This window comes from Faecalibacterium sp. An77 (assembly GCF_002161315.1).
GTDB lineage: Bacteria > Bacillota > Clostridia > Oscillospirales > Ruminococcaceae > Faecalibacterium.
In genome coordinates this window covers 36,803-51,370 of record NZ_NFHK01000017.1, presented here as the reverse complement: position 1 = coordinate 51,370, position 14,568 = coordinate 36,803, and the positions used below count along the sequence as shown (strand labels likewise).

Here is a 14,568-nt window from a genome sequence, read left to right as displayed (position 1 = left end):
CCATCTATGTCAAGACGGGGAAATCCGTATGACAACGCGATGGCTGAAAATTTCTTCTCTATCCTCAAAACAGAGTGCATCTACCGCCGCAAACCGGCTACATTCTCCGAGGCCAACGAGATGATCGACCGATACATCCAGTTTTATAACCACGAGCGAATCCAAACGAAAGCAGGAGTGGCTCCGCTAACGCTCCGCCACTCCTGCTGAATCCTAATCTCCTACACTTGGGGCTTTTTTGTACTGTCCACACAATTTGGACCGGTTCACCTCTCAGCAAGATGCGGGGCTTTTTTCAATGGGGCAGGGGCGCACAAGGGGAAAAGGGCGCCCTCAGACTGCGCCCAGGATGGTTGCACTGTAGGGAAGCAGGACGGTGCTGCCGGTGCGGATGATTTCGCCGCCCCGCCACAGACTGGAGGAAACGCCGTCGCACAGCAGCCGCCACCGGCCCTCGGGCAGGGAAACGGTGGCCTCGCTGCCGGTGGGGTTATAGAACACGGCAATTTCAGGCCAGGCGGCGCCGTCGCCGTCGGCGGCCTCCAGATGCCACCCCTCCAGGGGCGGCTCCAGGGAGAAGAATTCGACGGCGTGGGCGCTCTCCAGTTTGCCGTCTCCCAGCCGGGGGAACCGGGCCCGCAGGGCGATGAGGCCCCGGTAATAGTCCACCAGGCCATGGAAGCTGGCCGCCCGGCTCCAGTCCAGCTGGTTGATGGAGGCAGGGGAGCGGTAGCTGTCCTTGATGCCCTTTTTGGTGCGGGCGAATTCCTCGCCGGCCTGCATAAAGGGCGTGCCCATGCAGGTCAGATAAATCCCCGCCGCCAGCCGGTTCTGGGCCACAATCACGTCGGGGCTGGCGTTGTAGTCGGGCTTTTTGAACCGGACCGCCATCAGCTTATCCCAGAGGGTCAGGTTATCATGGGCCGACACATAGCTGATGATCTGGCTGGGAGCCCGGGGATTCACCCGGTCGTGGAGGCACCAGGCCCCCACCGCCGCCCCGATATCCCAGAAAGCCCCCTGTTTTCCCTCCACATAGCCGGGGTCCCGGGCGTCAAAGCAGTTGCCCTTGATGGCGTCCCGGGTGTCGTCGCTGAACACGCCGATGCGGGTGCTGAGCATCTGCAGGTTGGCCTTGTTGGCCTCGTACCGGCGCAACATGCTCTGGCCGCCCTGCCAGGGCTCGCCGTACATCAGAATCTCCTTGCCCCGGGGCAGTCTGTCCAGGGCGGCCCGGATTTCGTTCATGGTCTCCACGTCAAACAGGCCCATCAGGTCAAACCGGAAGCCGTCGATGTGGTATTCTCTGGCCCAGTAGAGGATGGAGTCGATCATATAGCGGCGGGCCATGGGCCGCTCGCAGCAGAACTCACACCCGCAGCCGCTGCCGTTGGAGAAGGTGCCGTCGGGATTCTGGCGGAAAAAGTAGTAGGGCACCGTGTTGTTCAGGACGTTTTCGTGGCGGTACATGTGGTTGTACACCACGTCCATCACCACGCCCAATCCCGCCTTGTGGAGGGCCGCCACCATCTGTTTGAACTCATGAATCCGCACCTCCCCGTGATAGGGGTCGGTGGAGTAGCTGCCCTCGGGAATATTATAGTTGGTGGGGTCATAGCCCCAGTTGTACTGAAGCCGGAGGGGCCGGGCCTCGTCCACGCTGCCGAAATCAAACACCGGCATCAGCTGGATGTAGGTCACCCCCAGGCGGCGCAGGTAATTCAGCCCGGTGGGAAAGACGTTGTCCCCCGCCAGGGTGGTGCCCTCCTGGGTGAAGGCCAGATATTTGCCCCGCCAGGGCCGGGCAAACCCGCCGTTGGGGTCCCAGGAAAAATCCCGGACGCTGACCTCCCAGATCACCCGCCGGGAGGGCGGGATCACCGGCCGGCGGTCAAACTGCCAGCCGGAAGGATCGGTGCGGCGCAGATCCACAATCATGCTGCGCAGGCCGTTGACCCCCGCCGCCCGGGCGTAGGGGTCCCCGGTCTCCCGGATCTGGCCGTTGACCCGCACCGAGAACGTATAGTACATCCCGTGCTGGTCCCCGGGCAGGTAGATGGTCCAGCAGCCGTGTTCCCGCCGCTCCATGGCGAGGGAACCGATGCAGAAACCCTTGTCCCCCTGACGGTAGAGGTTGACCATGACCTGTTCCGCTGTGGGGGCCCACAGGCGCAGCCGGGTCCCCTCGCGGGAATAGTCCGGCCCCAGAGGCCCGTCGTAAAGGGAATCCTTCTCAAACCTCTCGCTGTCGTAGTAGGATCTCAGGCTTTTCGGGGTCTTTATGCTCACACCTCGTCACATCCTTCTGTCAACTGCGCTGAGGGACAGACCGGCCCGCAGGCCGGCCTGTTCCCACTGCATTCTATGATATCTTTATTTTAAAGGACACCGGGCCGCATTGCAAGAGCTATTCCTATATAATCCGCATTTTGTTGCAAGGTTTTGGACATTCTGCCCAAAAGGGCCGGATTTGCCCGCGGCTGCCGCTTGCAAAAAACCACGGCACCCGCTATACTTGAATCAACAGAGAAAGAACAACCGGAGGGTGCTATGGGCTACAACGACGACTGGGAAAGTTTGATGAACAGTGTATTCGGCTCACAGGGTCGGGTGCGCAGCGGCGGCACGGCCGAAAAAGCCGCCAAAGAGGACGCAAAGCCGTCGGGAAAGCCGGCAGGGAAGGCCGCGGGACCCCGTCCGGCCCGGGCCAGCGGGATGCCTGACCTGAACAAAGCCCTGCAGGAACAGCAGAAAACCCTCGACGCCCTCCTGAAAAAGCAGAATGCCGCCCTGCGGGCCCAGGACCAGAGCAGCACCCGCCAGGCCCTGGAGGAGAGCCGCCAGCTTCTGCGGGACATGGAGGCGGACGGGCTGCTGGCCCGGGGCACCTCCGACACCCCGGTCGAGCACATGGGCAGCTTTGAGGGTCTGGCCGCCGAGGTGAAAAAGACGGTTCTGGGCCAGGACGCCTATGTGGACGCCCTGGTGCGGGCCATGCGGCGGCCCTTTGTGCTGGGGACTTCGGGTCCCCGGGCACGGAATGTGATTTTGCTGTGGGGCCCCAGCGGGACGGGGCGCCACTTTGCCCTGGCCGAGACCGCCCGCCTGATGGCGGCCCGGGGCCTGCTCCAGAGCGACCAGGCCGCCCGGATGGATCTGGCCCTTTACGCCGACCCCGGCGCCGAGCGGCTCTTTTTACAGGATCTGTACGCCGCCCTGTACGCCCCGGGGGAGATGGTTCTCTTTGACCACTACGAGCGGTGCTGCCCGGCCTTCCTCAAGACCCTGGCCAGCCTGGCGGTGAAGGGTTCCGCGCCTTTGACCTCCCGCTATCTGGTGAACCGGGAGGGGATTCTGGTGGACGCCGGCAGCGCCCTGGCGCCCGGCGCCGTCAGCCGCATCACCCCCCAGGGAAAATATCTGATCTTCTTCTCCCACAAGGGCCGGGACGCCATGGCGGACCTGCTGGGGGCCGGGTTTGTGTCGGCCATCGGGGATGTGTGCCAGACCCAGCCCTTTACCGCCGACCATCTCCAGGCCCTGGCGGCCCAGCAGATCAACGAGCTGGCCCGCCGCTGCCTCCGCCAGCTGAAACTGACCCTGACTGCCGGGGCCGACGTCCGGGATTATGTGGCGGATTTCACCACCGAGCGGGAAGGGGCCGCCGGTCTGGCCGCCTGCTGCGACCAGATGTTCCGGGCCCTCAGCGAGTATTGCCTGCGGAATGACAGTTTCCGCCAGGGAAGCGTGGCTCTGGACGTTCAGGACGGGGTGCTGCGGTTCTCCATCGACAAGAGCGAGCCGGCCCCCCTGCTGGACCTGCTGCCCCCGGCCTGGAACGGGGACATCGACGAGGTGCGCCGGGAGCTGGACGCCCTGGTGGGCCTGAAAGAAGTGAAGGAATACGTCTTTGGCCTGGCGGACAACGTGCAGGTTCAGAAGCGGCGGGCCGACGCGGGAATGAAAACCGCCAGCCTGTCCATGCACATGATCTTCACCGGCAACCCCGGCACCGGCAAGACCACCATTGCCCGGCTGGTGGCCCGGTATCTGAAAGCCATCGGCGCTTTGCGGGGCGGCCAGCTGGTGGAGGTGAGCCGGGGCGACCTGGTGGGCCGGTACACCGGCCACACCGCCCCCCTGACCAACAGCGTCATCGAGAGCGCCCTGGGCGGCGTGCTGTTCATCGACGAGGCCTACAGCCTCTACCGCGGGGAACAGGACAGCTTCGGCCTGGAGGCCATCGACACCCTGGTGAAGGGAATGGAGGACCACCGGGACGATCTGGTGGTGATTCTGGCGGGCTACACCAAAGAAATGCAGCAGTTCCTGACCGCCAACAGCGGCCTGGCCAGCCGGTTCCCCAACCAGATTGAGTTCCCCGACTACACCGCCGACCAGCTTCTGGACATTACCGCCGCGCTGGCGTCGGCCCGGGGATACCGCCTGGACGAACAGTGCACCTTCCCGCTGCTGGGCTTTTACCAGCGGCGGCAGGCGGCCGACAGCCGCACCGCCGGCAACGGACGCCTGGCCCGGAACACCCTGGAGCGGGCCATCTACAACCAGAGCCGCCGTCTGGTGGCCGAGCCGGACGCGCCCCTGGATCTGATCCTTCCCGGGGACCTGGATCTGGACGACGACTAACCCCCAACGCCAAAGCCCCTGCCCCGGCCTGCGCCGGCCGGACAGGGGCTTTTGTTTCTCGTATCCATAGAAAAGGCCCCGAGCTCACCGTCCCGAAAGGGACAGCTGACCCGGGGCCTTTTCCCGCACCAAAACAAAAGTTTTGTAGGCCCCACCACAGGGCCTGCTCCTATTCTAAGGGATTTTACTCTCTGCGTCAAGCCCCTTACTTTTCTGGAAGAAAAGGATGCAAAAGACTTTTCACTGTGTACCATACACTCTCCGGGTCTCCCAAGGTTCCGCGGGGCCGTTATGTTCCGGCTCGCACCCGGCGTTTGTGCCTGCGGCACGGTACGCTGCAAACCGCCTCAAACCTGGTTTTCAGGCCCCCGCAAAAGCTCTATAAAATCAAAAATCCCCGCCCCTGCGACAAGCAGAAGCGGGGATTTTATCTTTGATAGAACTTTTTGGCGTCCGAAGCATTACACACCGGAACAAAAGATGGATTAAACCACACAAAACCTTGGACTCACCGGGGCGCAGCCCGAGAGCCTCCTAAAGCGGCTGAAACTTTGTCGCCGGCAGGGGTTTGTGAGGCCCGCAGCAGTCAGCGGTACCAGGTAAAAAGCTTTTTGCCAAGCTTTTTCTCGAAAAAGCGGAAAAGAGGGGGTTACTTTTTTTCAAAAAAGTAACGGTCCAGGAAGGCGACGAGGGGGGCGGCGCGGCGGCCCAGCAGGCGGGGCAGGATGACCCGGCCCATGGCCCAGACACCCTTGAAATTGTAGAGGACGACCACGGCGCACAGCAGGCCGGTCCACAGGCCGTACCAGGGCACCTCCGCCAGGGTGATGCCCGCCTCGATCACCAGAAAAACCACGTTCACCAAAACGTGCATGGGCTCCAGCCGCAGATCCATCATCTTGCGGCTGTCGATGGCCCGCAGCACAAAGACCAGCGCCATGGACAGGAAAGAAGCATAGGTGACGCCCACCGGGCCAAACCAGAGAATCCCCAGATAGTTCAGGATGCAGTTGGCAATGGCGCCCGCCAGCATGGTGTAGAGGCTGTGGGTGGAGCGCTTGTAGACCACATAGATGCTGTTCATGAACTGGGTGAAGCAGGTGAACACCGCCGCCAGGGTCAGGTAGGGCACAAACTGCCAGGCATCAAAATAGCTGGACTTCATGACCAGCATCACCGGCCGGCACAGCCAGAGGATGCCCGCCGCACAGCAGAACATGACGCTGGAATAGCTGCGGAACACGGTGGTGAAGAACCGGCCCCGGTCCTGTTCTTCGGTGACCGCCGACAGCTGCCAGGCGTCGTAGAAGATGGTGCCCAGGGTGCTCAGGATGGTGGGCAGGAAATAGCCGGTGGACAAAAGGCCGCTCCACTCGGCGCCGCTGCGGCCCTGGATGCCGCCGCACATGGCGTTGACAAAGAACATGTCCGAGGCATTGATGATCCAGAAACTGATCTGGGCCGGGATCATGGGCAGGGAAAACCGCAGCATCTCTTTCCAGAGGGCGCGGTTGATGTAGCTAAAATCAATGTACTGCCACAGCTTGCCGGTGAAGAACAGGAACAGGCTGCTGGTGACGTCGCCGCAGATGATGGCCAGCAGATAGCCCTCGGCGCCCATCTTGAGCACCACCAGGTACAGCACATAGAACATCAGGGTGGCGAAGGTGCACAGCACGCCGTCCACGCCCACCAGACGGTTCATCTCGCGGCTGCGGATGAACTGGGTGCAGAGGGTGCGCAGGCAGCTGGTGAGCACATACACGCACAGGAAAATCTCATACCCCTGCACGCCCGGCACCTGCCGCAGCAGCGGCCAGAACAAAAGCAGAATGCCATAGCCCAGCAGAATGGTCAACAGGCCATTGGTAAAGACCTGCTTTTTGCTGTTGCCGCGGTCCAGGCCAAAGCGGATGATGGCGTTGCTCATACCCATGGACACAAAGGGGATCAGCAGGTTGGCGCACTGGCTCAGCAGCTTGGAAATGCCCATGCTCTCCACGTCCCGCATGGCGTAGGTCAGGAAAGGCTGGACAATCAGGGTCAGCAGTTTGGACGAAAAGCTGGAAATGGCAAAAATCAGGGTATTGCCGGCCAGCTTGCTGTATTTATTCTGTCCCTCCTGGGGGACACGACGGTTTTCCAAAGATTTGTACCTCCCGGTTTTTATTCCTCCCGCAGCAGGGCGCGGCGGGCTTTCCAGTCGGGCATCCGCTGTTCCACCTGGGCCCAGAAGGCCGGGCTGTGGTTGGGCACCAGGAAATGGCAGAATTCATGCACCACCACATATTCCTGGGCCGCAGCGGGCTCGTTCCAGAGGGCCAGGGCAAAGGTAATCTGCCGTTTGGCGGGGACGCAGACGCCCCAGCGGCTGGTCATGGCCCGGACCTTGATGACCGGCATCTGTCCCCCCAGCGCCTCGGCAAAGGAGGGAAACACCGCCCGGCTCAGGGCGGTGAAATGTTCCAGGGCCGCGGCCCGGTCGGGCAGAGGACGGGCCGCCCGGCGCTGTTGGCGCAGGACGGCCTGTTGGATCCACTCCGCATGGGCCGTCACGAAGGCATCCGCCTGGCGGAGGGAGGCCCGCATGGGGATGCTCACCGCCACGGTGCCGTCGGAACGGACCCGGAGATTCAGATTTTTCACCCTTCGCCGGGTCAGCTGGTAGCAGATGCCGCCGGCCTGACGCAGCTGGGTTGTATCGTGCTTAGCCGCCACGGCTGCTGCGGGCCGGACGCCGGATCAGGCGGCCCAGCGGCAGCTGAGCGCCCACCACGGCGGCAAAAATCAGGGCGCAGCCCCACAGTTCCCGCACCGAGAGGCTCTGGCTCAAAAGCAGCCAGCCGCCCAGGGCGCCAAAGACGCTCTCCAGACACATGGCCAGGCTGGCAATGGCGGGGTTCAGGTCCCGCTGGCCCAGAATCTGGAGGGTATAGCCCACGCCGCTGGACAGGATGCCGCAGTAGAGCACCGGCAGAGCCGCGCCGGTGATGTCGGCCAGAGTCACCGTCTCGGTGAGGAAGGAGGCGATGGTGCTCTCCACCGCCACCACCAGAAATTGCAGCATGCTCAGCCGCACGCCGTCCACCTGGGGGGAGAAGTGGTCCACCGACACAATCTGGAAGGTGAACAGCACGGCGCACAGCAGCAGAATGCCGTCGCTGAGCTCCACTCCGCCGAAGCCTCCCTGCATGCACAGCAGGTAGAGGCCCGCCACCGAGAGAACCACACAGCCCCAGATCTGGGCCGGGCTCTTGCGGCCGAACAGAAGCCCCACCACCGGCACCAGGACCACATACATGGCGGTGATGAAGCTGGCCTTGGCGGTGGAGGGGTTGAGGGTAATGCCAATCTGCTGGGCCGCCGACGCGGCAAAGAGGAAGGTGCCGCAGATCAGGCCGCCCCGCAGCAGAACGCGGCGGGCCTCGCCCTGGGGCGGGCCGGCGGGCTCCCCGCGGCGGCGGTGGACCGCGTCAAAGACGCGGCACAGGGGCCACAGGAACACGATGGCCAGCCAGCTGCGGCAGGCCAGAAAGGCAAAGGGCGCCAACGTCGAGCCGGCGCTCTGGGCCACGAAGGCCAGGCCCCAGATCAGGGCGCAGAGCACCAGCAAAAAGGTGTTTCTTGTTTGTACTTTCATCCCACAATTCCCTCAGCTGCAAACATTCCGTACAGATAATACCGGCTCGAGTCGTACGAGACGGTGATGCGGTACTGGGCCGACGGGTCCAGCCCGGTGATGGTATAGCGGTAATTGGTGCCGTCGGTGCGGATATAGCCGGTGGAGCCGTCCACATACTGGGCCCCGCCGTCCACCTTTTTCCACAGAGCCAGCTTGTACTCCTGGACGCCCTCGGCGGTGCCGCAGGCCGTGATGGTCAGGGTATCCCCCGCCACCTGGAAATAACCGGTGTTCCGCTTCCAGATGCCATTGTAAATGCCGTAGAGGGTGCCGTTTGACACCACGTTGGCCCACTGGGCCGTGGAATCGGTGCCCTCGGGCAGCATGATGGGATCGGTGGTGGCCGCCGCCCAGTTTTCGGTGTCCGCCTCCTGGGCGGTGTTGGAAAAGCCCATCAGGCTGGCCACCCCGTTTTTGATGCTCTCACATCCCGCCAGGCTGAGGGTCAGCGCCGCCGCCAGCACCAGCGCAAAAAACCGTTTCATCTTTGTTTTCCGTTCCATAAGACCTCCGGGCAGAGACGCCGCTCTGCCCCGTTTTCATTCTCGTTGGTGGTTGTGTTCCAATCACTTCTTGTTAGTATACCGCATTTTCCTCTTAGACACAACCTTTTCCGGCCTTATTCTGGGGCGTTTGCCTCGGTCAGGGCCGCGCACTCGGCCCCGGCCAGCTCAGGCCAGGCCCCATTCCCAAACAGGGACCCATACCGGTACAAGGCATAACCCCCGGCCCCCTGGGCCCGCAGGTCCGCCACCTGATCGGCCAGCGCCCGCCCGGTGGACCACCGTGCCACGCTGTTTTCGTCCGAGCCGCCGTCGCCGTCCCCAATCCGCCAGGCCCCCAGCCCGATGTACAGGGCCGCAGATCCCCGGGGCATGGCCAGCCATTCCGGGAGGATGTTCTCATAGGCGAACCGGTCCGACCCGCTGGACAGCCGGTATCCATAGCCCCAGTACAGCTGGGGACAGAGGTAATCCACCACCGCATCCTCCCCGGAGGCCTCCAGCCAGGCATAAACGTCGCTGTATTGCTGGTTCAGGTCGTTGTCGGGGTTGCCCTGGGGACTGACCCCAAACCGCAGGGTGGGATCCTTGGCCTTGACGGCGTCGTGGGCCGCCTTGACCAGGGCGGTGACATTCTGACGCCGCCAGCCGGCCAGATCGGCGGCGCCGCTGGCGGCAAACTGGGCCGCGTCAATGGAAGGGTCGGTGGTGGGGTAGAAGTAGTCGTCAAAATGCACCCCGTCCACCGGATAATTCCGCACCAGCTCGGCCACCCCTTCCACCACATAGGCCGCCGCCTCGGGGATGGCCGGGTTGAGATAAAGGCCGCCGTTGACCTCCACCACCCATTCCGGGTGGGTGTTGGCCAGATTTTCCGCCGCCAGCTGGGCCGGCGACGAGGCCGTCGCCCGCAGCCGGTAGGGGTTGATCCAACCTTCCAGGGAAAGGCCCCGGTTGTGGGCCTCGGTCAACAGAATGTCCAGCGGGTCAAAGCCGGGGTCCACCCCCTGGGTGCCGGTGCAGATATGGCTCCAGGGATAGAGGGCGCTGGGATAGAGGGCGTCCCCAAAGGGCCGCACCTGAACCAGCACCGTATTGAGCCCCAGGGCGGCACAGTTGTCCATCATGGCGGCGGCCTGGGCCCGGAACCCCTCCGCCGAGGCATAATCCATCCCCTGAAGCTCAATGTAGCTGATCCACATGGCCCGGTATTCTCCGGCCCCCGGCCCGGAGGAACGGGACTCGGGACCTGTTATCCAACTCTGCCGGCTCAGCCAGAGGGCTCCCGCTCCCACAGCCGCCGCCCCGGCTCCCACCAAAAAAGCCCGCCGGGTTACCTTGCCCCCGGACTTCTTTCGGGCCCGGGTCCGGCCTCTGGAAGCCGTCCGGGTGGTGGTTCGGGTGTTTTTTGTCTGGGGCATCAGACCGCCTCCCTGTACTGTAGCTTGTTGTGTTTCATCCCAACCCCTCCGCTCTCTCTGACCGGGCCGCATCGCCCGGATGCTGTTCTGTGCACTGTCTCCCGAAATGAATGGGCTCGATCGCCGCACCGTTTCCTGTATTCTCGGGCGAACAAATGCCCCCCGCGCGAAACGTGCACTTCTTGGTCAAATAGCTACTCTCGCAGCTATTATACCGTGTCCGCCAGAGCGGACAAAAACCGATCCACGCGAAGCGTGCACTTCTTGGTCAAATAGCTGTTCTCGCAGCTATTATACCGTGTCCGCCGGAGCGGACAAAAACCAATCCACGCGAAGTGTGCACTTCTGGGTCAAATAACCGCCTTAGCGGTTATTATACCACAATCCCGCCTTTATGTGCGCTTTTTCCACAGAGCGAAATCGAGCCAAAGTCTTTTCATTTGAGCACAAATCTGCTATAATAATTTTATTAGTGCACTGCAAACCGCCTGTTACAGCATATGCAAAGCATTTGCGGGCCAGTAGCTCAGTTGGTCAGAGCTGGCGGCTCATAACCGCTTGGTCCCGGGTTCAAGTCCTGGCTGGCCCACCAAAAACAAAACGTCCGGCGTATCCCGCCGGGCGTTTTGCTTTTTCGTGCAGCGAAGCGGTGGCCAGCCCGACTTGAACAGGGCGGCGAGCCGCAGCTCGCAAAAACGGTCCTGTGGACCGTTTTTAGCCCGCGGGTGGTCCTGGCTGGCCCACCAAAAACAAAACGTCCGGCGTACCCCGCCGGGCGTTTTTGCTTTTTCGTGCAGCGAAGCGGTGGCCAGCCCGACTTGAACAGGGCGGCGAGCCAAAATAAAATTTGCCTCCCCCTCTCAGAAAAACACCAGCCTTAGAAAAAGCGCCGCGATCAAACAAGCCGCCGCGGTTTTCTCCGCTCTGCTGATTTTCTGCTCAGGGAAAAACTGTTTCCTGCACAGCGAATGGATCATGGCACAGGCAATGGAAACCGCCAGAAAAATTTGAAATCCTCTCGTGTCCGCCCACCCGGGGAAAAACATCAGCACCGCCCAGGCAGCCAGCAGCAAAAGCTCGACCCCATATCGGGAAACCGTTTGCATCTTCTCTTTGATATCCATTGCCGCGCTCCTTTCGTCTGGTGACGTTCAGGGGGTTACATCTTGTTTCGTCCGCTCCGGTTCTGCCGGGCCAGCCAGGGCCACAGGCTTTCGCCGCCGTCGGTGCACAGGCCCTGGAAGAAATACACCCAGCTGAAATGTCCGTTGTACTCATACGGGGAGCCGTTCGGCCGGGTATAAAGGCCGGTTTCATCCACCACTTTGGGCAGGACGGTGGCGTGGAGATCGGCCCCCATTTCCCGCAGACGCCGGATGGTGGGGGCGGCGTGGGCCGCCGGGGGAACGATGGGGTCGTTTTCCGCATAGACAAACCAGAGGGGCAGGCCGGATTCCGCCAGCGCTTTCAGCTGCCGGTCGGAGATGCCGTCGTCGCGGTAGGCTTCACAGATGGGATAGGCCGCCGCAAAAAGGGACGGATCATCCAGAACCAGATCCATGGTCATGTAACCGCCGTTGGAGCAGCCGCCCACCGCCACACGGTCGCGGTCGATGTCGGGGTGTTCCGCCAGGACGGCCCGGATCAGCTCCATCAAATCCCGATGGTACACCGAGGACACACCGGGGTTGTCCTTCCAGTCGCCCTTTTCGGTGTACTGCATCCAGTAAGTGGGGGTCTGGGGAGCCAGAACATAGGCCCCGCCCATTTCCTTCTGGAAGGTATCGCCCCAGAGGGCCGACACCTGATTGCCCAGCGCCGCCACCGCCGGGTCGGTGCCGCCCTCACCGGCGCCGTGGAGCCAGATCACCAGCGGATGCTTTTCTCCGGCGGGGTGGTCCGGCCCATAAAAGGCATAGTGCAGGGTATGGCCCCCGGAACCGGTGAACACCCCGTCCAGCCGGACCCCCGCCAGGCAGGGCACCCCCATGGAGGGCTCCGGGTCCAGTTCCAGATGGTCCAGCGGTTTTCCTTCCGGGGTGGGCAGGGGAGCGGTGAGGGTCACCGTCAGGCGGTAGGGGTCGCACCAGTCCGCCTTTTGGGTCAGGGGATTGAAACAGAAGGGGCAGCCCTCTGCCGGGCTCACCGCCAGAGTCAGAAGAATATAAGGGCTATCCTGACGGGTCGGGGCCCCGTCGGCCGTCACGGCGGCCGCCTGCCGGACGGTCCGCCGGGTTCTGGACAACATCCGGGCCGGGACCGGCTCGGCCTTGTCAAAAGCTTCCTTTTCCTCCCACACCTGGAACCGGTCCGCCGTCACCGAATCGCTGCAAACCGGCCTAGGCAGCACCAGAAGCACCCGGGACACCGCCGGCCCCCAGGAGCAGCCCTCCACCAGAGCCAGCTGGGTGCCCGGGGCACCCGGCTGTCCCGACACCCGCAGAACGGGAACCGTTTCCCACAGGGCGGGCTTTGATCCATGGGTCATCATCCGACATCACGCGCCTTTCCTCATTTTTCCCCATTGTACCGCCGGGAAAATGGATTTGCAAACCCTTTTTCCTGCGGCGGACGCAGAACAGGCCCCCGCCTCGAAAGGCGGGGGCCTGCCCGAAAGGAGCGGGACGATGCCCGGATTGTTTTTTGTTATTGCCTGCGGCGGGGGCGGCTGCCGGCCTCGCCCCGGGCCAGCTTCTGGAGCCGGGGTTTATCCAGCACCGTCAGGCCGCCGCGCCAGAGCTTGACCAGCCCTTCCTGGGCGAAATACTTCAGCATCCGGCTCACCACTTCCCGGGCGCTGCCCATATAGCGGGCAATCTGGTCGTGGGTCATCCGCAGGTCATTGCCGCCGGTCTTGGCCAGCTCGTCGGTGAGGAAAATGGCCAGGCGCCGGTCGGCGCTCATGAACAGAATCTGCTGCATGGCCCACATGGTCTCGGAATAGCTCTCGGCCGTCATCTGATAGGCATAGCAGCGGACGTAGATGTTCTCATCCATCACCCGCTTGAAAGCGCCGGCGCCGATGCAGTAGGCCTCCACCGGTTCCTCGGCGTCGATGTGGACGTCAAAGGTCACCGAATCCAGCACGCAGGAGGCGGACAGGATGCAGACATCCCCCGCAAACAGCCGGTACAACGTCACGTCCCGGCCGTCCTCCTCCGACAGGAGGTAGGCCCGCAGCTGGCCCGAACGCAGCAGCAGAATGCCCACACAGTTTTCGGTAGGGCTGTGAACATGGGCCCCCTTGTCGTAATGGACCGGACGTGCAAACCGGCACAGAAAATCCTGCTGTTCCGCCGTCAGCTTGTCCCAAAAGGGAAAGCAGCAGGCCAGGCAGCCTTTGTCCTCTGCTTCTTTACGCTCCATAGAAACCGCCCTTTCGCAGGGCCTTGGCGGCCTCGTTGCCGGCCACGGCCCCCTCATACACCGCCTTCGCCACCTGCAGCAGGCCACCGGTGCAGTCGCCGGCGGCAAACAGGCCGGGAATGGTGGTCATCATGTTGGCATCCACCACAATCTTGTTGCCGTCCACTTCGGCGCCCATCTTGCGGGCCAGGGCGGTGCTGCCCGCCACGCCCAGGGCGATAAAGACGCCGTCCAGGGGCAGTTCCTCGCCGCCGGCCAGCCGGACGCCGGACACCTTGTCCTGGCCCAGAATGGCCTCCACCTTTTCGGTGCGGACGGTGATCTCCGGGGGGAACTGGGCGGTCAGCTCAGCGCCGCCGGTCAGCAGGGTGACGCTCCTGGCCAGGGGCAGCAGGGCCGAGGCCTCATGCAGGGCGTATTCGCCGCTGCCCATCACCGCCACATCCTTGCCGCGGTAGAAAAAGGCGTCGCAGGTGGCGCAGTAGCTCACGCCGCGGCCTTCCAGGTCCTTCAGGCCCGGCACCGGCGGCGCGGTGCGGGACGCACCGGTGGCCAGGATCACCGCATCGGCGGGATATTCTCCGCTGAGGGTCTCCACCGTCAGCTTATCGGTGAAGGTCAGGCCCACGGCCTCGGCCTCCACAAACTTGACCCCCACTTCCTTGGCGCCCTCGATGCCGCGGCGCTCCAGCTCGGCGCCCGAGATGCTGCCCGGCACGCCGTAATAATTCTCGATGCCCTCGGCCCGGGCCAGCGACCCGGGGCCTTTGGTCAGGACGGTGGTATCCACCCCGGCACGCGCCGTATACAGCGCGGCGGAAATGCCCGCCGGACCCGAACCAATAATCACCACATTCGCCATATCCTTGTTCCTCCTGGGTATCGTTGTTTTCTCTTCCAAATGAGTATGGCACATTTTCCGCCCGCGGTCTGTAACTGACTTACAAAC

The 14,568-nt window shown here is 63.0% G+C and carries 12 protein-coding genes and 1 tRNA gene; 3 read left to right on the top strand and 10 right to left on the bottom strand.

Translation table 11 applies throughout. The annotated features are described in order from the left end of the window. Positions 1–210 (top strand): IS3 family transposase (locus tag B5G28_RS07660; protein WP_144265499.1); only part of this gene is annotated, 210 nt, incomplete at its 5' end. 123 nt (positions 211–333) lie between these two features. On the opposite strand, the gene pulA is transcribed toward B5G28_RS07660, so the two are convergent. Further along, positions 334–2,289 (bottom strand): type I pullulanase, encoded by a 1,956-nt coding sequence (gene pulA / locus B5G28_RS07655; RefSeq protein WP_204228832.1) that lies wholly within the window; start codon positions 2,287–2,289, stop codon positions 334–336. 261 nt (positions 2,290–2,550) lie between these two features. Here pulA and B5G28_RS07650 point away from each other — a divergent pair, with 261 nt between their 5' ends. Continuing rightward, positions 2,551–4,647 (top strand): AAA family ATPase, encoded by a 2,097-nt coding sequence (locus B5G28_RS07650; RefSeq protein WP_087247507.1) that lies wholly within the window; start codon positions 2,551–2,553, stop codon positions 4,645–4,647. A 649-nt stretch (positions 4,648–5,296) separates the two neighbouring features. Here B5G28_RS07650 and B5G28_RS07645 read toward each other — a convergent pair. From B5G28_RS07645 to B5G28_RS07625, 5 genes are all read right to left on the bottom strand, one after another. Beyond that, positions 5,297–6,793: a polysaccharide biosynthesis C-terminal domain-containing protein gene (locus B5G28_RS07645; RefSeq protein WP_087247505.1), complete on the bottom strand. Its 1,497-nt coding sequence runs from the start codon at positions 6,791–6,793 to the stop codon at positions 5,297–5,299. 20 nt (positions 6,794–6,813) lie between these two features. Next, a complete protein-coding gene (locus tag B5G28_RS07640; protein WP_087247503.1) occupies positions 6,814–7,365 on the bottom strand; it encodes a YgjP-like metallopeptidase domain-containing protein in 552 nt (183 codons plus the stop codon). After that, on the bottom strand, positions 7,355–8,287 hold the full coding sequence (locus B5G28_RS07635) for a DMT family transporter (RefSeq protein WP_087247501.1): 933 nt from the start codon (positions 8,285–8,287) through the stop codon (positions 7,355–7,357). The genes B5G28_RS07640 and B5G28_RS07635 overlap by 11 nt, the downstream gene beginning before the upstream one ends. Further along, on the bottom strand, positions 8,284–8,832 hold the full coding sequence (locus B5G28_RS07630) for a hypothetical protein (protein WP_087247499.1): 549 nt from the start codon (positions 8,830–8,832) through the stop codon (positions 8,284–8,286). Before B5G28_RS07630 ends, B5G28_RS07635 begins: the two co-directional genes overlap by 4 nt. Before the next feature lie 116 nt (positions 8,833–8,948). After that, entirely contained in the window at positions 8,949–10,253 is a 1,305-nt protein-coding gene (locus B5G28_RS07625) for a family 10 glycosylhydrolase (protein ID WP_087247497.1), read from the bottom strand. A 515-nt stretch (positions 10,254–10,768) separates the two neighbouring features. Between B5G28_RS07625 and B5G28_RS07620 the strand changes: the two genes are divergently transcribed. Then, positions 10,769–10,845, top strand: a tRNA-Ile gene (locus B5G28_RS07620). Between the two features lie 268 nt (positions 10,846–11,113). Here the strand turns inward: B5G28_RS07620 and B5G28_RS07615 are convergent. The 4 genes from B5G28_RS07615 to B5G28_RS07600 form a co-directional block, all read right to left on the bottom strand. Beyond that, the gene (locus B5G28_RS07615) at positions 11,114–11,377 is read right to left on the bottom strand and encodes a hypothetical protein (RefSeq protein WP_087247495.1); all 264 of its coding nucleotides are present in this window, start codon (positions 11,375–11,377) and stop codon (positions 11,114–11,116) included. A gap of 35 nt (positions 11,378–11,412) precedes the next feature. Next, positions 11,413–12,744, bottom strand: a complete 1,332-nt coding sequence (locus B5G28_RS07610; protein ID WP_087247493.1) for a prolyl oligopeptidase family serine peptidase — start codon at positions 12,742–12,744, stop codon at positions 11,413–11,415. A gap of 155 nt (positions 12,745–12,899) precedes the next feature. Continuing rightward, the gene (locus B5G28_RS07605) at positions 12,900–13,619 is read right to left on the bottom strand and encodes a Crp/Fnr family transcriptional regulator (RefSeq protein WP_087247491.1); all 720 of its coding nucleotides are present in this window, start codon (positions 13,617–13,619) and stop codon (positions 12,900–12,902) included. Then, complete coding sequence (locus tag B5G28_RS07600; protein ID WP_087247489.1) at positions 13,609–14,481, bottom strand: NAD(P)/FAD-dependent oxidoreductase; 873 nt, start codon at positions 14,479–14,481, stop codon at positions 13,609–13,611. The genes B5G28_RS07605 and B5G28_RS07600 overlap by 11 nt, the downstream gene beginning before the upstream one ends. Positions 14,482–14,568 lie beyond the last annotated feature (87 nt).